Below are 17,232 nucleotides of genomic sequence, written 5' to 3' on the forward strand. Positions count from 1 at the left end.
CAAGCATCAATTATTTTGCGAGGGCTTTATGGCTCGTACTACAGCAATTAACCGCTACCGTAACATCGGTATCTGTGCCCACGTTGACGCGGGCAAGACTACCACTACCGAGCGGATCCTGTTCTACACAGGTCTGAGCCACAAGATGGGCGAGGTGCACGACGGCGCCGCGACCACCGACTGGATGGTGCAGGAGCAGGAGCGCGGTATCACCATTACCTCCGCTGCCGTTACCACCTTCTGGAAAGGTTCCCGTGGTCAGTACGACAACTACCGCGTAAACGTCATCGATACCCCCGGCCACGTTGACTTCACCATTGAAGTAGAGCGTTCGCTGCGTGTACTCGACGGCGCGGTCGTTGTGTTCTGCGGCACCTCCGGCGTTGAGCCGCAGTCCGAAACCGTATGGCGTCAGGCCAACAAGTACGGCGTTCCACGTGTTGTCTACGTGAACAAGATGGACCGTGCCGGTGCCAACTTCCTGCGCGTTGTCGGCCAGATCAAGAACCGCCTGGGTCACACCCCGGTTCCGGTCCAGCTGGCTATCGGTGCAGAAGACGACTTCCAGGGTCAGGTCGACCTGATCAAGATGAAAGCCATCTACTGGAACGACGACGACAAGGGCACTACCTACCGCGAGGAAGAAATTCCTGCGGATATGGTCGAGCTGGCTAACGAATGGCGCAACAACATGGTTGAAGCCGCCGCCGAAGCCAACGAAGAGCTGATGAACAAGTACCTTGAAGAAGGTGAGCTGACCGTCGAAGAGATCAAGGCAGGCCTGCGCGCGCGCACCCTGGCCAGCGAGATCGTTCCGGCTGTCTGCGGTTCGTCGTTCAAGAACAAGGGCGTTCCCCTGGTTCTCGACGCCGTTATCGACTTCCTGCCTGCTCCGACCGAAATCCCGGCGATCAAGGGTATCCACCCTGACCTGATCGACGTGCCGAAGGACGAAGTCAAGCCTGAGCAGTTCGACGAGCGTCACGCTGACGACAACGAGCCGTTCTCGGCCCTGGCGTTCAAGATTGCCACCGACCCGTTCGTTGGTACTCTGACCTTCGTTCGTGTTTACTCGGGCTTCCTGACCTCCGGTGACTCCGTCATCAACTCGGTCAAGGGCAAGAAAGAACGCGTTGGTCGTATGGTGCAGATGCACGCCAACCAGCGTGAAGAAATCAAGGAAGTACGTGCAGGCGACATCGCTGCTCTGATCGGCATGAAGGACGTCACCACCGGTGACACCCTGTGCAACGCCGACAAGCCGATCATCCTCGAGCGTATGGACTTCCCTGAGCCTGTGATTTCGCTCTCCGTAGAGCCGAAAACCAAGGCCGACCAGGAGAAGATGGGTATCGCACTGGGCAAGCTGGCTCAGGAAGACCCGTCGTTCCGCGTCAAGACCGACGAAGAAACTGGTCAGACCATCATCTCCGGTATGGGTGAGCTGCACCTGGACATCCTCGTTGACCGCATGAAGCGCGAGTTCAACGTCGAGGCCAACATCGGCAAGCCGCAGGTTTCGTACCGCGAGAAGATCACCAAGTCCAACGTCGAGATCGAAGGCAAGTTCGTTCGTCAGTCGGGCGGTCGTGGTCAGTTCGGTCACTGCTGGATCCGTTTCTCGGAGCCGGATCAGGACGACAAGGGCAACATCACCGAAGGTCTGGTGTTCTCCAACGAAGTCGTTGGCGGTGTGATTCCTAAGGAATACATCCCTGCGATCCAGAAGGGTATCGAAGAGCAGATGAAAAACGGCGTTGTTGCCGGTTATCCTCTGATCGGCCTGAAGGCCGCGGTATTCGACGGTTCGTACCACGACGTCGACTCCAACGAAATGGCGTTCAAGATCGCTGCTTCGATGGCAACCAAGCAACTGGCCCAGAAAGGCGGTGGCGTGGTTCTCGAGCCGATCATGAAGGTCGAAGTTGTAACCCCGGAAGACTACCTGGGTGACGTGATGGGTGACCTGAACCGTCGTCGTGGTCTGGTCCAGGGTATGGATGAGTCGGTCTCTGGCCGCGTCGTCCGCGCTGAAGTTCCGCTCGGAGAGATGTTCGGTTACGCAACCGACGTTCGTTCCATGTCTCAGGGTCGCGCAAGCTACTCCATGGAATTCTCCAAATACGCCGAAGCTCCGTCGAACATCGTCGAAGCACTCGTTAAAAAACAAGGCTAATCCCCTTTAGGCAAGAGGTTCACTGTCGTGGCTAAAGAAAAATTTGATCGTTCCCTTCCCCACGTTAACGTCGGCACTATCGGCCACGTTGACCACGGTAAGACCACTCTGACCGCAGCTCTGACTCGCGTCTGCTCCGAAGTTTTCGGTTCGGCAGTCGTTGAGTTCGACAAGATCGACTCGGCTCCGGAAGAAAAAGCGCGCGGTATCACCATCAACACCGCTCACGTCGAGTACAACTCGAACATTCGTCACTACGCTCACGTTGACTGCCCAGGTCACGCTGACTACGTGAAGAACATGATCACCGGTGCTGCCCAGATGGACGGCGCGATCCTGGTTTGCTCGGCCGCCGATGGTCCGATGCCACAAACCCGTGAGCACATCCTGCTGTCCCGTCAGGTAGGCGTTCCTTACATCGTGGTCTTCCTGAACAAGGCTGACCTGGTAGACGACGCCGAGCTGCTGGAACTGGTCGAGATGGAAGTTCGCGACCTGCTGTCCACCTACGACTTCCCAGGCGACGACACCCCGATCATCATCGGTTCGGCTCGTATGGCGCTGGAAGGCAAAGACGACAACGAAATGGGTACTACCGCTGTCAAGAAGCTGGTAGAAACTCTGGATGCCTACATCCCTGAGCCAGTTCGTGCCGTTGACCAGCCGTTCCTGATGCCGATCGAAGACGTATTCTCGATCTCGGGTCGTGGTACCGTTGTTACCGGTCGTATCGAGCGTGGTATCGTCCGCGTTCAGGATCCGCTGGAAATCGTTGGTCTGCGTGACACCACCACCACCACCTGCACCGGTGTTGAGATGTTCCGCAAGCTGCTGGACGAAGGCCGTGCTGGCGAGAACTGCGGCGTTCTGCTGCGTGGTACCAAGCGTGACGACGTTGAGCGTGGCCAGGTTCTGGTCAAGCCAGGTTCGGTCAAGCCGCACACCAAGTTCACCGCAGAAGTCTACGTTCTGTCGAAGGAAGAAGGCGGTCGTCACACTCCGTTCTTCAAAGGCTACCGTCCTCAGTTCTACTTCCGTACCACTGACGTGACCGGTAACTGCGAACTGCCGGAAGGCGTTGAAATGGTAATGCCAGGTGACAACATTCAGATGACTGTTACCCTGATCAAGACCATCGCAATGGAAGACGGTCTGCGCTTCGCTATCCGTGAAGGCGGTCGTACCGTCGGCGCCGGCGTCGTAGCCAAAATCATCGAGTAATCACTCGACCGATTGAAAAAACCCCCGCTCAGCGGGGGTTTTTTTTATTGGGTTGACACTAAATGGGGGCGTCTATAGAATCACGCCTCCTTTTAGCGGGCGTAGTGCGTCCGTTGGGAACAGCCTGGAGTCTGAAATCCAATGCAAAATCAGCAAATCCGTATCAGGTTGAAGGCTTTCGACCATCGCCTGATCGACCAATCCACCCAGGAAATCGTGGAAACCGCGAAACGTACTGGTGCACAAGTGCGTGGTCCAATTCCACTGCCTACCCGCAAAGAGCGTTTCACCGTTCTGGTTTCCCCGCACGTCAACAAAGACGCGCGCGACCAGTACGAGATCCGCACTCATAAGCGTGTTCTGGACATCGTCCAGCCAACGGATAAAACCGTTGATGCGCTGATGAAGCTTGATCTGGCGGCAGGTGTGGAAGTACAGATCAGCCTCGGCTAAGACTTCGGTCTAGTCGTGTAACGCTCTGAAATGGGCGGCCATAGCGGGTGAAAGCCCCGTACACTCATGAGGTTTACAACATGACTATTGGTGTAATCGGTCGCAAGTGCGGTATGACCCGCATTTTCACCGAAGAAGGTGTCTCCATTCCGGTCACGGTCATTGAGATCGAGCCGAATCGCGTCACCCAGTTCAAAACTGAAGAAACCGATGGCTACCGTGCAGTGCAAGTCACTGTCGGCGAGCGTCGTGCTTCGCGTGTGACTGCCGCTCAGGCAGGTCACTTCGCCAAGGCCAACGTTGCCGCTGGTCGCGGTGTCTGGGAGTTCCGTCTTGAAGAAGGCGATTTCCAGGCTGGCGATCTGATCAAAGCTGAACTCTTCACTGCAGGCCAGCTGGTAGACGTTACTGGTCAGTCCAAAGGTAAAGGCTTCGCCGGTACCATCAAGCGCTGGAACTTCCGTGGCCAGGACAACACCCACGGTAACTCCGTGTCGCACCGTGTCCCAGGTTCCATCGGCCAGTGCCAGACTCCTGGTCGTGTGTTCAAGGGCAAGAAAATGTCCGGTCACATGGGCGCCGAGCGCGTGACTGTTCAGTCCCTGGAAGTTGTTCGCGTAGACGCTGAACGCAACCTGCTGCTGGTCAAGGGTGCCGTTCCAGGCGCTACTGGCGGCGACGTGGTTGTACGTCCAGCTGTCAAGGCTCGCGGTTAAGGGGAAACTGACATGCAACTCAATGTAAATGACGCTCAGGCGATCGAAGTTTCCGAACTGACTTTCGGTGGCGAATTCAACGAGACGCTGGTACACCAAGCAGTCGTGGCCTACATGGCCGGCGGCCGTCAGGGCACCAAGCAGCAGAAGACCCGTTCCGACGTGGCTGGTGGCGGTAAGCGCCCATGGCGTCAGAAGGGTACTGGCCGTGCTCGTGCTGGTACCACTCGTGGTCCGATCTGGCGTGGCGGTGGTGTAACCTTCGCAGCTCGCCCTCAAGATCACTCGCAGAAGCTCAACAAGAAGATGTACCGCGCAGCCCTGCGCTCCATCCTCGCTGAGCTGGTGCGTAGCGACCGTCTGGTCGTGGTTCAGGACTTCGCTGTTGAAGCGCCGAAAACCAAAGATCTGCTGAACAAGCTGAACGGCATGGGTCTGAACGACGTACTGATCGTTTCCGACGCTGTTGATCAGAACCTGTACCTGGCTGCTCGCAACCTGCCGCACGTCGATGTACGTGACGTACAAGGTTCCGACCCGGTCAGTCTGATCGCATACGAGAAAGTGTTGATCACTGTCTCGGCCGTGAAGAAATTCGAGGAGCTGCTGGGATGAACCAGGAACGCGTATTCAAAGTCCTCCTTGGCCCGCACGTTTCCGAGAAGGCTACCGTTCTGGCTGAGAAAAAAGGCCAGTTCGTATTCAAGGTTGCTACCGATGCAACCAAGCTGGAAATCAAGAAAGCTGTCGAAGGCCTGTTCAACGTAAAAGTTGAAAACGTGTCGACTGTTAACGTCCTGGGTAAAACCAAGCGTACCGCACGTGGTCTGGGCAAGCGTAATGACTGGAAGAAGGCGATCGTCTCCCTTCAGCCAGGCCAAGATCTCGATTTCAGCAGCAGTGCTGAGTAAGGAAGGGGTGCATCATGGCAATCGTTAAATGCAAACCGACTTCCCCTGGCCGCCGTTTCGTGGTCAAGGTGGTCAACAAGGAGCTGCACAAAGGCGCTCCTCACGCACCGCTGATCGAGAAAAAATCGAAGTCTGGTGGTCGTAACAACAATGGCCGCATTACCACTCGTCACGTTGGTGGTGGTCACAAGCAGCATTACCGTCTGGTCGACTTCCGTCGCAACGACAAAGATGGCATTCCAGCCACTGTCGAGCGTATCGAATACGACCCGAACCGTACTGCTCACATCGCCCTGCTGTGCTACGCAGACGGTGAGCGTCGCTACATCATCGCCCCTAAAGGCGTGAGCGCTGGCGACCAGCTGATCGCAGGTGCCCTGGCCCCAATCAAGGCCGGTAACTCCCTGCAGCTGCGCAACATTCCAGTAGGTAGCACCATTCACGGCATCGAACTGAAGCCGGGTAAAGGTGCTCAGATCGCTCGTTCCGCTGGTGCTTCGGCTCAGCTGATCGCTCGCGAAGGTGTCTACGTGACCCTGCGTCTGCGCTCTGGTGAAATGCGTAAAGTCCTGGCTGAGTGCCGTGCGACCCTGGGCGAAGTCTCGAACTCCGAGCACAGCCTGCGTTCGCTGGGTAAAGCTGGTGCCAAACGCTGGCGCGGCGTTCGCCCAACCGTTCGTGGTGTTGCCATGAACCCGGTTGACCACCCACACGGTGGTGGTGAAGGTCGTACCTCCGGTGGTCGTCATCCGGTATCGCCATGGGGCTTCCCAACCAAGGGTGCTAAAACCCGTGGTAATAAGCGTACCGACAACATGATCGTCCGTCGTCGCAAGTAACTAGAGGGATACGACAGTGCCACGTTCTCTGAAAAAAGGTCCTTTTATCGATCTTCACCTGCTGAAGAAGGTCGAAGTGGCGGTGGAGAAGAACGATCGCAAGCCAGTTAAAACCTGGTCGCGCCGTTCGATGATCCTGCCACAAATGGTCGGTCTGACCATCGCGGTACACAACGGTCGTCAACATGTCCCAGTTCTGGTGAACGAAGACATGGTCGGCCACAAACTGGGCGAGTTCGCCGGTACCCGCACCTACCGCGGGCACGTGGCTGACAAGAAAGCCAAGCGTTAAGGGGTAAGGAAATGGAAGTAGCCGCTAAGTTGTCGGGCGCTCGCATCTCCGCCCAGAAAGCCCGCTTGGTCGCCGACCAGATCCGCGGGAAGAAGGTGGGCGAAGCGCTCAACCTGTTGGCCTTCAGCAGCAAAAAAGCCGCTGAAATCATGAAGAAAGTCCTCGAGTCGGCCGTTGCCAACGCCGAACACAACGAAGGCGCAGACGTTGATGACCTGAAGGTCTCCACCGTCTTCGTCAACGAAGGGCGTTCGCTGAAGCGCATCATGCCACGTGCCAAAGGCCGTGCTGATCGCATCGTCAAGCGGTCTTGCCATATCACTGTCAAGGTTGCGGACAAGTAACGGAGTCGATCAGATGGGTCAGAAAGTACATCCCACTGGCATTCGCCTGGGAATCGTCAAGGAGCACACCTCCGTCTGGTACGCAGACGGTGCTACTTACGCAGATTACCTGTTGAAGGATCTGAAAACGCGTGAGTACCTCCAAGACAAACTAAAAAGCGCGTCCGTAAGCCGTATCGATATTCATCGTCCGGCTCAAACTGCACGCATCACCATCCACACCGCTCGTCCCGGTATCGTTATCGGTAAGAAAGGTGAAGATGTCGAGAAGCTGCGTCAGGACCTGACCAAGCAGATGGGTGTGCCTGTGCACATCAACATCGAAGAGATCCGCAAGCCGGAACTCGACGCTATGCTGGTTGCGCAGAGCGTAGCTCAGCAGCTGGAACGCCGCGTAATGTTCCGTCGCGCCATGAAGCGCGCCGTACAGAACGCCATGCGTATTGGTGCCAAGGGCATCAAGATCCAGGTGAGCGGTCGTCTCGGCGGTGCTGAGATTGCTCGTACCGAGTGGTATCGCGAAGGTCGTGTGCCTCTGCACACCCTGCGTGCCGATATCGACTACAACACCTACGAAGCTCACACCACCTACGGTGTGATCGGTGTGAAGGTTTGGATCTTCAAAGGCGAAGTTATTGGTGGTCGCCAAGAAGAACTGAAACCACAAGCACCAGCGCCTCGTAAAAAAGCTGCTAAGTAAGGGGTACGCCAAATGTTGCAACCAAAGCGTACAAAATTCCGCAAGCAGATGACTGGCCACAACCGTGGTCTGGCACTGCGCGGTAGCAAAGTCAGCTTCGGCGAATTCGCCCTGAAAGCTGTTGCTCGCGGTCGCCTCACCGCTCGCCAGATCGAGTCCGCACGTCGTGCGCTGACCCGTCACGTCAAGCGTGGCGGTAAGATCTGGATCCGTGTGTTCCCGGACAAGCCGATCTCCAAGAAGCCTCTCGAGGTTCGTATGGGTAAAGGTAAGGGCTCCGTGGAATACTGGGTTGCCCAGATTCAGCCAGGCAAAGTCCTGTATGAAATCGAAGGTGTTTCTGAAGAGCTGGCGCGCGAAGCTTTCGCCCTGGCTGCTGCAAAGCTGCCTCTCGCCACCTCCTTTGTTAAGCGGACGGTGATGTGATGAAAGCGAATGAACTTCGTGAAAAATCTGCACAGCAACTGAATGAGCAACTGCTCGGCTTGCTGCGCGACCAGTTCAATCTGCGTATGCAGAAAGCAACTGGCCAGTTGGGGCAGTCGCACCTGCTCTCGCAAGTTAAGCGTGACATCGCTCGCGTGAAAACTGTGCTCAACCAGCAGGCAGGTAAGTGATCATGGCTGAAGCTGAAAAAACCGTCCGTACGCTGACTGGCCGTGTCGTCAGCGACAAAATGGACAAGACCATCACCGTTCTGATCGAGCGTCGCGTAAAGCACCCGATCTACGGTAAATACGTTAAGCGTTCGACTAAGCTGCACGCGCACGACGAATCCAACCAGTGCAAGATCGGCGACAAGGTTTCCATCCGTGAAACCCGTCCGCTGGCCAAGACCAAGTCCTGGGCACTGGTTGAAGTCCTCGAACGCGCTGTTGAAGTCTAAGGGCTAGGGGTCGGAGAAATTTTATGATTCAGACTCAATCCATGCTCGATGTGGCCGATAACAGCGGCGCTCGTCGCGTCATGTGCATCAAGGTTCTCGGCGGTTCGCACCGCCGTTACGCCGGCATCGGTGACATCATCAAAGTAACCGTCAAGGAAGCAATTCCGCGCGGTAAGGTCAAGAAAGGCCAGGTGATGACCGCTGTTGTCGTCCGTACCCGTCACGGTGTACGTCGCGCTGACGGTTCCATCATTCGTTTCGACGGCAACGCTGCTGTTCTGCTGAACAACAAGCAAGAGCCGATCGGCACTCGCATCTTCGGGCCAGTGACCCGTGAACTTCGTACCGAGAAGTTCATGAAGATCGTCTCGCTCGCCCCTGAAGTGCTGTAAGGAGATCCGACATGCAAAAGATTCGTCGTGACGACGAGATCATCGTGATCGCCGGCAAAGACAAAGGTAAGCGCGGTAAGGTGCTGAAGGTTCTGGCTGATGACCGTCTGGTCGTTGGTGGTGTGAACCTGGTCAAGCGTCATACCAAGCCTAACCCGATGGCGGGCGTTCAGGGCGGTATCGTCGAGAAAGAAGCGCCTCTGCACGCTTCCAACGTTGCCATCTTCAACGGCGAAACCAACAAGGCTGACCGCGTTGGTTTCAAAGTAGAAGACGGTAAGAAAATTCGTGTCTTCAAGTCGACCCAAAAAGCGGTTGATGCTTGAACACTGCTAGGTAGAAGACCATGGCACGACTGAAAGAGATTTACCGGAACGAAATCGCTCCTAAGCTTAAGGAAGAACTTAAGCTGTCGAACGTGATGGAAGTTCCTCGCGTTACCAAGATCACCCTGAACATGGGTCTGGGCGAAGCGATCGGCGACAAGAAAGTCATCGAGCACGCAGTAGCTGACCTGGAAAAGATCACCGGTCAAAAGCCGGTCGTGACTTTCGCTCGCAAATCCATCGCTGGCTTCAAAGTCCGCGAAGGCTGGCCGATCGGCGTCAAGGTGACCCTGCGTAGCGACAAGATGTACGAATTCCTGGACCGCCTGCTGGCGATCTCCCTGCCTCGGGTTCGCGACTTCCGCGGCCTGAATGCCAAGTCCTTCGATGGTCGTGGCAACTACAGCATGGGCGTGAAAGAGCAGATCATCTTCCCGGAAATCGACTACGACAAGATCGATGCTCTGCGCGGTTTGGACATCACCCTGACCACCACTGCTCGTTCGGACGACGAAGGCCGCGCTCTGCTGCGTGCTTTCAAGTTCCCGTTCCGCAACTGATTGGAGTAGGAAAATGGCCAAGAAGAGCATGAAGAACCGCGAGCTGAAGCGTCAGCTCACGGTAGCCAAGTTCGCTAAGAAGCGTGCTGAGCTGAAAGCGACCATCGTCAACCAGAACGCCTCTCCAGAAGAGCGTTTCGCTGCCGTTGTCGCTCTGCAGAAGCAGCCACGTGACGCTAGCGCCTCGCGCCTGCGCAACCGTTGCCGCCTGACCGGTCGTCCTCACGGTGTATACCGTAAGTTCGGCCTGGGCCGTAACATGCTGCGTCAAGCTGCAATGCGCGGTGACGTACCAGGTCTGGTCAAGGCCTCCTGGTAATCACTGCAGGCTGGATCCCGGCGGAAGGGGAGCAATCTTCCGACCGCCGGTGACCTCGCCAACAAACAAGCCCCTATATGGGGCTTGTTTCGTTTCTACCTTGTGTCTAGAATGACCGGCTCACCTGAGCCTGGGTTTTTTGCCCTGTCCGCTCAGGTGGTTGTGATAGCCGCAAGGCTAATAATTCTTGTATCAGGAGCATCTAGCCCATGAGTATGCAGGACCCGTTAGCGGACATGCTAACTCGCATCCGTAATGCCCAGATGGCTGAAAAGTCCGTCGTAAGCATGCCTTCCTCCACCCTGAAGGTCGCGGTTGCCAAAGTTCTGAAAGACGAAGGTTACATCGCTGGCTACCAGGTTACTGGTGAGGCCAAGCCTTCCCTGTCGATCGAACTGAAGTACTTCGAAGGCCGTCCGGTCATCGAGGAACTGAAGCGCTCCAGCCGTCCAGGCCTGCGCCAGTACAAGTCCGTCGCAGAACTGCCGAAAGTACGTGGCGGCCTGGGCGTGTCTATCGTCTCCACCAACAAAGGTGTGATGACTGATCGCGCTGCGCGCGCTGCCGGTGTCGGCGGCGAAGTTCTGTGCACAGTGTTCTAAGGGGAGATAGGCATGTCTCGCGTCGCTAAGAACCCCGTTAAGCTGCCAGCAGGCGTCGAAGTCAAATTCGCCGGCCAGCAGCTTTCGGTGAAGGGTGCCAAAGGCACTCTCGAACTGAACGTTCACTCGTCTGTTGAAGTTACCGAAGAATCTGGCGAGCTGCGTTTCGTCGCTCGCAACGGTGACCAGCAAGCTCGCGCCATGGCCGGTACTACCCGTGCTCTGGTGAACAACATGGTCCAGGGCGTAAGCCAAGGCTTCGAGCGCAAGCTCCAGCTGGTCGGTGTTGGTTACAAGGCACAGGCCAAGGGCACCGTCCTGAACCTGGCCCTGGGCTTCTCGCACCCAGTGGACTACGAACTGCCAGCCGGCATCACCGCTGAAACCCCAAGCCAGACCGACATCCTGATCAAGGGTATCGACAAGCAGCTGGTGGGTCAGGTGGCCGCTGAAATCCGCGACTTCCGTCCGCCAGAGCCTTACAAGGGCAAGGGTGTGCGTTACGCGGACGAAGTAGTCCGTCGTAAAGAAGCCAAGAAGAAGTAGGGCCTAGCAAATGACCGACAAAAAAGTTATCCGACTGCGTCGCGCTCGCAAAGCACGCCTCAAGATGCACGAACTCGAAGTCGTGCGCCTGTGCGTGTTCCGCTCCTCGCAGCACATCTATGCCCAGGTCATTTCGGCCGACGGCAGCAAGGTTCTGGCAAGCGCCTCGACCTTGGACAAAGAACTGCGTGATGGCGCCACTGGCAACATCGACGCGGCCACTAAGGTTGGCAAGCTGGTAGCTGAGCGTGCGAAAGCCGCCGGTGTATCTCAAGTTGCCTTTGACCGTTCCGGCTTCAAGTACCATGGCCGCGTCAAAGCGCTGGCTGATGCTGCTCGTGAAGGCGGGCTGGAGTTCTAAGTTATGGCAAATAACGATCAAAAGCGCGACGAAGGCTACATCGAGAAGCTGGTTCAAGTTAACCGCGTTGCCAAAACCGTAAAAGGCGGCCGTATCTTCACCTTCACCGCGCTGACCGTGGTAGGTGATGGTAAAGGTCGTGTTGGCTTCGGCCGTGGCAAGTCGCGCGAAGTACCTGCCGCGATCCAGAAAGCCATGGAAGCTGCTCGCCGCAACATGATCCAGGTTGACCTGAAGGGCACCACCCTGCAGTACGCCACCAAGGCCGCCCACGGCGCCTCGAAGGTTTACATGCAGCCTGCCTCGGAAGGTACCGGTATCATCGCCGGTGGCGCAATGCGTGCTGTCCTGGAAGTTGCTGGTGTTCAGAACGTTCTGGCCAAGTGCTACGGTTCGACCAACCCTGTGAACGTGGTTTACGCCACCTTCAAGGGTCTGAAAGCCATGCAATCTCCTGAATCCATTGCTGCCAAGCGCGGCAAGAGCGTCGAGGAGATCTTCTGATCATGGCAACCGTAAAAGTAACGCTGATCAAGAGCGTCTCGGGCCGTCTGCCTAACCACAAGCTGTGCGTTAAAGGCCTGGGTCTGCGTCGCATCGGTCACACTGTAGAAGTCCAGGATACTCCCGAGAACCGCGGGATGATCAACAAGGCTTACTACATGCTGAAGGTCGAGGGTTAATCGATGAAACTCAATGATCTGAGTCCAGCGCCGGGTTCCCGTCGCGAGAAGCATCGTCCAGGTCGTGGTATCGGTAGCGGTCTGGGCAAGACCGGCGGCCGTGGCCACAAAGGTCAGACTTCCCGTTCGGGTGGTTCGATCGCTCCTGGCTTCGAAGGCGGTCAACAGCCGCTGCACCGTCGTCTGCCGAAGTTCGGCTTCGTTTCCCTGAAAGCCATGGACCGCGCCGAAGTGCGTCTGTCCGAGCTGGCCAAGGTGGAAGGCGACGTGATCTCCGTGCAATCCCTGAAGGATGCCAACGTGATCGGCCAGAACGTACAGCGCGTGAAAATCATGCTGTCTGGCGAAGTCACTCGCGCAGTCACCATCAAGGGTATCGCAGCCACCAAGGGTGCGCGTGCGGCTATCGAAGCAGCTGGCGGCAAGTTCGAGGAATAAATGGCTAAGCAAGGTGCTCTCTCTTCGCTCGGTAAGGGCGGGATGTCGGAACTCTGGGCTCGTCTGCGCTTTCTGTTCATGGCGATCATCGTCTATCGGATAGGTGCGCATATCCCGGTTCCTGGCATCAATCCAGACCGTCTGGCGGATCTGTTTCGGCAGAATGAGGGGACCATTCTTAGCTTGTTCAACATGTTTTCCGGTGGCGCGCTCGAGCGCATGAGCATCTTTGCACTGGGGATCATGCCGTACATCTCGGCATCGATCATCATGCAGCTGATGACGGCGGTCAGCCCGCAACTGGAGCAGTTGAAGAAGGAAGGTGAAGCTGGCCGTCGCAAGATCAGCCAGTACACCCGCTACGGCACCGTTATCCTGGCACTGGTTCAAGCCATTGGCATGTCCATTGGCCTGGCCAACCAGGGCGTGGCGTTTTCTGTAGGGCTGGGCTTCCATGTCGTCGCCGTCTCCACCTTCGTGGCGGGCGCGATGTTCATGATGTGGCTGGGCGAGCAGATCACCGAGCGCGGTGTGGGCAACGGTATCTCGATGTTGATCTTCGCAGGTATCGTTGCCGGTCTTCCGAGAGCAATCGGGCAGTCTTTCGAGTCTGCGCGCACAGGCGATATCAACATTTTCGCCCTGGTCGCTATCGGTTTGCTGGCAGTAGCGATTATCGGTTTCGTGGTGTTCATTGAGCGTGGTCAGCGTCGTATCGCCGTTCACTACGCCAAGCGTCAGCAGGGCCGCAAGGTCTTCGCTGCGCAGACCAGCCACCTGCCGCTTAAAGTGAACATGGCGGGGGTTATCCCGGCCATTTTCGCGAGCAGCATTCTGCTGTTCCCGGCTTCGCTGGGTGCCTGGTTCGGTCAGTCCGAAGGTATGGGCTGGCTGCAGGACATCTCGCAGTCGATCGCTCCTGGTCAGCCGTTGAACATTCTGCTGTTTAGTGCAGGGATCATTTTCTTCTGCTTCTTCTACACAGCGTTGATGTTCAACCCGAAAGACGTAGCGGAAAACCTGAAGAAGTCCGGTGCCTTTATTCCGGGTATCCGTCCTGGTGAGCAGTCGGCGCGCTACATTGATGGCGTTCTGACCCGTCTGACCATGTTCGGTGCTCTTTACATGATGGCCGTCTGCCTTCTGCCCCAGTTCCTGGTGGTGGCAGCAAATGTGCCGTTCTACCTTGGCGGGACCTCGTTGCTGATTGTGGTAGTGGTTGTGATGGACTTCATGTCCCAAGTACAATCGCACCTCGTTTCGCACCAGTACGAATCCCTGATGAAGAAAGCCAACCTGAAAGGCTACGGTGGCAGCGGTCTGCTGCGCTGATACGCCCCTAAGGTTCGAGGAGTCGGTAATGAAAGTTCGTGCATCGGTGAAAAAGCTGTGCCGTAACTGCAAGATCATCCGTCGCGAAGGCGTCGTACGAGTGATCTGCAGCGCGGAACCGCGTCACAAACAGCGCCAAGGCTGAGTGTGATCTGCGCTTCAAACCCAGCAGCTAGTGTGCTGCTGGGTTGATTATTCGTTTCTACAGCGATATTATCTCGCGCCCTATTTCTTGGCTTCCGGGGCGTAGGTAGCTGTCAATTGGAGTCCCACTGAATGGCCCGTATTGCAGGCGTCAACATTCCAGATAACAAGCATGCTGTTATCTCGCTGACCTACATCTATGGTGTCGGTCGCACTACTGCACAGAAGATCTGTGCAGACGCTGGTGTAAACCCAGCCGCTAAGATCAAGGATCTGAGCGACGAGCAAATCGAAACCCTGCGTGGCGAAGTCGCGAAGTTCACCACCGAAGGTGACCTGCGTCGTGACATCAACATGAAGATCAAGCGCTTGATGGACCTGGGTTGCTACCGCGGCCTGCGTCATCGTAAAGGTCTGCCGGTTCGCGGTCAGCGCACCAAGACCAACGCACGCACCCGTAAGGGCCCGCGTAAGCCGATCCGCAAGTAATCGCCCAGGAATATAGACATGGCAAAACCTGCTGCTCGTCCTCGTAAGAAAGTCAAAAAGACAGTGGTTGATGGCATCGCCCACATCCATGCCTCTTTCAACAACACCATCGTGACCATCACCGACCGTCAGGGCAACGCTTTGTCCTGGGCGACCTCCGGTGGTTCGGGTTTCCGTGGTTCGCGCAAATCCACCCCGTTCGCAGCCCAGATCGCTGCTGAGCGTGCTGGTCAAGCTGCGCTGGAATACGGTCTGAAGAACCTCGACGTTAACGTCAAGGGTCCAGGTCCAGGTCGTGAGTCCGCCGTTCGTGCACTGAACAGCTGCGGCTACAAGATCGCCAGCATCACCGACGTGACGCCAATCCCGCATAACGGGTGCCGTCCGCCGAAGAAGCGTCGCGTGTAATCAGGAGACAGATAAATGGCACGTTACATTGGTCCAAAATGCAAACTGTCTCGTCGTGAAGGCACTGACCTGTTCCTGAAGAGCGGCGTTCGCGCTCTGGAATCGAAGTGCAACATCGAAGCAGCCCCAGGTATCCACGGCCAGCGCCGTGGCCGTCAGTCCGACTACGGTACCCAGCTGCGCGAGAAGCAAAAAGTTCGTCGTATCTACGGTGTTCTGGAGCGTCAGTTCCGCGGTTACTACCAGGCTGCAGCCTCGAAAAAAGGCGCAACCGGTGAGAACCTGCTGCAACTGCTCGAGTGCCGTCTGGATAACGTCGTCTACCGTATGGGCTTCGGCTCGACTCGTTCCGAGTCCCGTCAGCTGGTTTCGCACAAAGCGATCAGCGTCAACGGTAAGACTGTAAACATTCCATCCTACCAAGTTCGTCCGGGTGACGTGGTCGCGGTTCGTGAGAAGTCGCTGAACCAGCTGCGCATTGTTCAAGCCCTTGAACTGTGCGCCCAGCGTGGCCGCGTTGAGTGGGTTGACGTGGATGCTGCTAAAAAGTCGGGCGTTTTCAAGAACGTTCCTGCTCGCAGCGACCTGTCTGCCGACATCAACGAGAACCTGATTGTCGAGCTCTACTCCAAGTAAGGGCTAGAAAATAGGTGCATCCATGCAGATTTCGGTAAATGAGTTCCTGACTCCCCGCCACATTGATGTGCAGGTAGTCAGTCCGACCCGCGCCAAGATCACGCTCGAGCCTCTCGAGCGTGGTTTCGGCCATACCCTGGGCAACGCGCTGCGCCGCATCCTGTTGTCCTCCATGCCTGGCTGTGCAGTAGTCGAGGCCGAGATCGACGGCGTACTCCATGAGTACTCCGCGATCGAAGGTGTTCAGGAAGACGTCATTGAAATCCTGTTGAACCTGAAAGGCCTGGCTATCAAACTGCACGGTCGTGACGAAGTTACGCTGACCTTGTCGAAAAAGGGTTCGGGGGTGGTTACCGCTGCCGATATTCAGCTGGATCACGATGTCGAGATCGTCAACCCCGATCACGTAATCGCGAACCTGGCGTCGAACGGCGCCCTGAACATGAAGCTCACCGTAGCTCGTGGTCGTGGTTACGAGCCGGCCGACTCCCGTCAAACCGACGAAGACGAAAGCCGTAGCATTGGCCGTCTGCAGTTGGACGCTTCGTTCAGCCCGGTGCGTCGTATCGCCTATGTGGTCGAGAACGCCCGTGTTGAACAGCGTACCAACCTGGACAAGCTGGTCATTGATCTGGAAACCAACGGCACCCTGGATCCTGAAGAGGCTATCCGCCGCGCTGCGACCATCCTGCAACAGCAGCTGGCCGCGTTCGTCGACCTCAAAGGTGACAGCGAGCCTGTCGTAGTCGAGCAGGAAGACGAGATCGATCCGATCCTGCTGCGTCCGGTTGACGACCTGGAACTGACTGTACGTTCGGCCAACTGCCTCAAGGCGGAGAACATCTACTACATCGGCGACCTGATTCAGCGTACCGAAGTAGAGCTGTTGAAGACTCCTAACCTGGGCAAGAAGTCCCTGACTGAAATCAAGGACGTCCTGGCCTCTCGTGGTCTGTCTCTCGGCATGCGCCTCGACAACTGGCCGCCTGCAAGTCTTAAGAAAGACGACAAGGCGACCGCCTGATCGTCGTAATCACCGAACGTAGTGTTTGGTAAGGAATGAATCATGCGTCATCGTAAAAGTGGACGTCACCTGAGCCGCACCAGCTCTCACCGCAAGGCTATGTTCCAGAACATGGCAGTGTCGCTGATCGAGCACGAGCTGATCAAAACCACCCTGCCGAAAGCCAAGGAACTGCGCCGCGTTGCCGAGCCGCTGATCACCCTGGCCAAGGAAGACAGCGTAGCTAACCGTCGTCTGGCCTTCGATCGTACCCGTTCGAAGTCCGCTGTTGGCAAGCTGTTCAACGACCTGGGCAAGCGTTACGCCACCCGTCAGGGCGGCTACCTGCGCATCCTGAAGTGCGGTTTCCGCGCTGGCGACAACGCCCCTATGGCGTACGTCGAGCTGGTTGATCGTCCGGTCGGCGGTGCTGTAGAAGCTGCTGAGTAAGACGT

General features: G+C 56.8%; 30 protein-coding genes. All 30 read left to right on the forward strand.

From position 1 onward, the window contains the following. Positions 1 to 28: 28 nt before the first annotated feature. The 30 genes from fusA (at position 29) to rplQ (ending at position 17,227) form a co-directional block, all read left to right on the forward strand. Positions 29 to 2,176 carry an elongation factor G gene (gene fusA / locus RIN61_RS14125; protein ID WP_112249305.1) on the forward strand — a complete coding sequence of 716 codons (2,148 nt, stop codon included), beginning with the start codon at positions 29 to 31 and terminating at the stop codon, positions 2,174 to 2,176. 27 nt (positions 2,177 to 2,203) lie between these two features. Then, a complete protein-coding gene (gene tuf / locus RIN61_RS14130; protein ID WP_013970626.1) occupies positions 2,204 to 3,397 on the forward strand; it encodes an elongation factor Tu in 1,194 nt (397 codons plus the stop codon). A gap of 141 nt (positions 3,398 to 3,538) precedes the next feature. Continuing rightward, positions 3,539 to 3,850 (forward strand): 30S ribosomal protein S10, encoded by a 312-nt coding sequence (gene rpsJ, locus RIN61_RS14135; protein WP_003186070.1) that lies wholly within the window; start codon positions 3,539 to 3,541, stop codon positions 3,848 to 3,850. A gap of 80 nt (positions 3,851 to 3,930) precedes the next feature. After that, positions 3,931 to 4,566, forward strand: coding sequence for a 50S ribosomal protein L3 (gene rplC / locus RIN61_RS14140; protein WP_003257089.1), 636 nt, complete (start codon positions 3,931 to 3,933; stop codon positions 4,564 to 4,566). Between the two features lie 12 nt (positions 4,567 to 4,578). Further along, positions 4,579 to 5,181, forward strand: coding sequence for a 50S ribosomal protein L4 (gene rplD, locus RIN61_RS14145; RefSeq protein WP_008089819.1), 603 nt, complete (start codon positions 4,579 to 4,581; stop codon positions 5,179 to 5,181). Beyond that, on the forward strand, positions 5,178 to 5,477 hold the full coding sequence (rplW, locus tag RIN61_RS14150; protein ID WP_003255484.1) for a 50S ribosomal protein L23: 300 nt from the start codon (positions 5,178 to 5,180) through the stop codon (positions 5,475 to 5,477). Before rplD ends, rplW begins: the two co-directional genes overlap by 4 nt. 14 nt (positions 5,478 to 5,491) lie before the next feature. Further along, a complete protein-coding gene (gene rplB / locus RIN61_RS14155) occupies positions 5,492 to 6,316 on the forward strand; it encodes a 50S ribosomal protein L2 (RefSeq protein ID WP_003255483.1) in 825 nt (274 codons plus the stop codon). A 16-nt stretch (positions 6,317 to 6,332) separates the two neighbouring features. Next, positions 6,333 to 6,608: a 30S ribosomal protein S19 gene (gene rpsS, locus RIN61_RS14160; protein ID WP_003255482.1), complete on the forward strand. Its 276-nt coding sequence runs from the start codon at positions 6,333 to 6,335 to the stop codon at positions 6,606 to 6,608. Positions 6,609 to 6,619: 11 nt separating this feature from the next. Beyond that, entirely contained in the window at positions 6,620 to 6,952 is a 333-nt protein-coding gene (rplV, locus tag RIN61_RS14165; RefSeq protein ID WP_003103908.1) for a 50S ribosomal protein L22, read from the forward strand. 13 nt (positions 6,953 to 6,965) lie between these two features. After that, complete coding sequence (gene rpsC / locus RIN61_RS14170; RefSeq protein WP_003255481.1) at positions 6,966 to 7,652, forward strand: 30S ribosomal protein S3; 687 nt, start codon at positions 6,966 to 6,968, stop codon at positions 7,650 to 7,652. Positions 7,653 to 7,664: 12 nt separating this feature from the next. After that, entirely contained in the window at positions 7,665 to 8,078 is a 414-nt protein-coding gene (gene rplP / locus RIN61_RS14175; protein ID WP_003255479.1) for a 50S ribosomal protein L16, read from the forward strand. Further along, positions 8,078 to 8,269, forward strand: coding sequence for a 50S ribosomal protein L29 (gene rpmC, locus RIN61_RS14180; RefSeq protein WP_002555481.1), 192 nt, complete (start codon positions 8,078 to 8,080; stop codon positions 8,267 to 8,269). Before rplP ends, rpmC begins: the two co-directional genes overlap by 1 nt. A gap of 2 nt (positions 8,270 to 8,271) precedes the next feature. Next, on the forward strand, positions 8,272 to 8,538 hold the full coding sequence (rpsQ, locus tag RIN61_RS14185) for a 30S ribosomal protein S17 (protein ID WP_008089812.1): 267 nt from the start codon (positions 8,272 to 8,274) through the stop codon (positions 8,536 to 8,538). Between the two features lie 23 nt (positions 8,539 to 8,561). Next, positions 8,562 to 8,930, forward strand: coding sequence for a 50S ribosomal protein L14 (rplN, locus tag RIN61_RS14190; RefSeq protein ID WP_002555479.1), 369 nt, complete (start codon positions 8,562 to 8,564; stop codon positions 8,928 to 8,930). Between the two features lie 11 nt (positions 8,931 to 8,941). After that, positions 8,942 to 9,256 carry a 50S ribosomal protein L24 gene (gene rplX, locus RIN61_RS14195; protein WP_016715319.1) on the forward strand — a complete coding sequence of 105 codons (315 nt, stop codon included), beginning with the start codon at positions 8,942 to 8,944 and terminating at the stop codon, positions 9,254 to 9,256. Between the two features lie 20 nt (positions 9,257 to 9,276). Beyond that, on the forward strand, positions 9,277 to 9,816 hold the full coding sequence (rplE, locus tag RIN61_RS14200; protein ID WP_003255474.1) for a 50S ribosomal protein L5: 540 nt from the start codon (positions 9,277 to 9,279) through the stop codon (positions 9,814 to 9,816). 13 nt (positions 9,817 to 9,829) lie between these two features. Beyond that, positions 9,830 to 10,135, forward strand: a complete 306-nt coding sequence (gene rpsN / locus RIN61_RS14205; RefSeq protein WP_110637824.1) for a 30S ribosomal protein S14 — start codon at positions 9,830 to 9,832, stop codon at positions 10,133 to 10,135. A 209-nt stretch (positions 10,136 to 10,344) separates the two neighbouring features. Beyond that, positions 10,345 to 10,737: a 30S ribosomal protein S8 gene (gene rpsH / locus RIN61_RS14210; protein WP_009681971.1), complete on the forward strand. Its 393-nt coding sequence runs from the start codon at positions 10,345 to 10,347 to the stop codon at positions 10,735 to 10,737. 12 nt (positions 10,738 to 10,749) lie between these two features. Then, the gene (gene rplF, locus RIN61_RS14215; RefSeq protein ID WP_009681972.1) at positions 10,750 to 11,283 is read left to right on the forward strand and encodes a 50S ribosomal protein L6; all 534 of its coding nucleotides are present in this window, start codon (positions 10,750 to 10,752) and stop codon (positions 11,281 to 11,283) included. Between the two features lie 10 nt (positions 11,284 to 11,293). Beyond that, positions 11,294 to 11,644 carry a 50S ribosomal protein L18 gene (gene rplR, locus RIN61_RS14220; RefSeq protein WP_009681973.1) on the forward strand — a complete coding sequence of 117 codons (351 nt, stop codon included), beginning with the start codon at positions 11,294 to 11,296 and terminating at the stop codon, positions 11,642 to 11,644. A 3-nt stretch (positions 11,645 to 11,647) separates the two neighbouring features. Continuing rightward, a complete protein-coding gene (rpsE, locus tag RIN61_RS14225; protein ID WP_003255465.1) occupies positions 11,648 to 12,148 on the forward strand; it encodes a 30S ribosomal protein S5 in 501 nt (166 codons plus the stop codon). A gap of 2 nt (positions 12,149 to 12,150) precedes the next feature. Further along, positions 12,151 to 12,327 (forward strand): 50S ribosomal protein L30, encoded by a 177-nt coding sequence (rpmD, locus tag RIN61_RS14230; RefSeq protein WP_003255463.1) that lies wholly within the window; start codon positions 12,151 to 12,153, stop codon positions 12,325 to 12,327. Between the two features lie 3 nt (positions 12,328 to 12,330). After that, positions 12,331 to 12,765 (forward strand): 50S ribosomal protein L15, encoded by a 435-nt coding sequence (gene rplO, locus RIN61_RS14235; RefSeq protein ID WP_003257107.1) that lies wholly within the window; start codon positions 12,331 to 12,333, stop codon positions 12,763 to 12,765. Further along, positions 12,766 to 14,097: a preprotein translocase subunit SecY gene (gene secY / locus RIN61_RS14240; protein WP_003257108.1), complete on the forward strand. Its 1,332-nt coding sequence runs from the start codon at positions 12,766 to 12,768 to the stop codon at positions 14,095 to 14,097. A gap of 28 nt (positions 14,098 to 14,125) precedes the next feature. Then, positions 14,126 to 14,242: a 50S ribosomal protein L36 gene (gene rpmJ, locus RIN61_RS14245; protein ID WP_002555468.1), complete on the forward strand. Its 117-nt coding sequence runs from the start codon at positions 14,126 to 14,128 to the stop codon at positions 14,240 to 14,242. Between the two features lie 131 nt (positions 14,243 to 14,373). Continuing rightward, positions 14,374 to 14,730, forward strand: a complete 357-nt coding sequence (gene rpsM, locus RIN61_RS14250) for a 30S ribosomal protein S13 (RefSeq protein ID WP_003257112.1) — start codon at positions 14,374 to 14,376, stop codon at positions 14,728 to 14,730. A gap of 18 nt (positions 14,731 to 14,748) precedes the next feature. Then, positions 14,749 to 15,138 carry a 30S ribosomal protein S11 gene (rpsK, locus tag RIN61_RS14255; protein ID WP_003255454.1) on the forward strand — a complete coding sequence of 130 codons (390 nt, stop codon included), beginning with the start codon at positions 14,749 to 14,751 and terminating at the stop codon, positions 15,136 to 15,138. A gap of 15 nt (positions 15,139 to 15,153) precedes the next feature. After that, the gene (gene rpsD, locus RIN61_RS14260; protein ID WP_003257114.1) at positions 15,154 to 15,774 is read left to right on the forward strand and encodes a 30S ribosomal protein S4; all 621 of its coding nucleotides are present in this window, start codon (positions 15,154 to 15,156) and stop codon (positions 15,772 to 15,774) included. A gap of 22 nt (positions 15,775 to 15,796) precedes the next feature. Next, entirely contained in the window at positions 15,797 to 16,798 is a 1,002-nt protein-coding gene (locus RIN61_RS14265) for a DNA-directed RNA polymerase subunit alpha (protein ID WP_003255452.1), read from the forward strand. A 42-nt stretch (positions 16,799 to 16,840) separates the two neighbouring features. Continuing rightward, positions 16,841 to 17,227, forward strand: a complete 387-nt coding sequence (gene rplQ, locus RIN61_RS14270; protein ID WP_003255451.1) for a 50S ribosomal protein L17 — start codon at positions 16,841 to 16,843, stop codon at positions 17,225 to 17,227. Positions 17,228 to 17,232: the final 5 nt, after the last annotated feature.

The organism is Pseudomonas inefficax (assembly GCF_032164165.1).
In the GTDB taxonomy this organism is placed as follows: Bacteria; Pseudomonadota; Gammaproteobacteria; order Pseudomonadales; family Pseudomonadaceae; genus Aquipseudomonas; species Aquipseudomonas inefficax.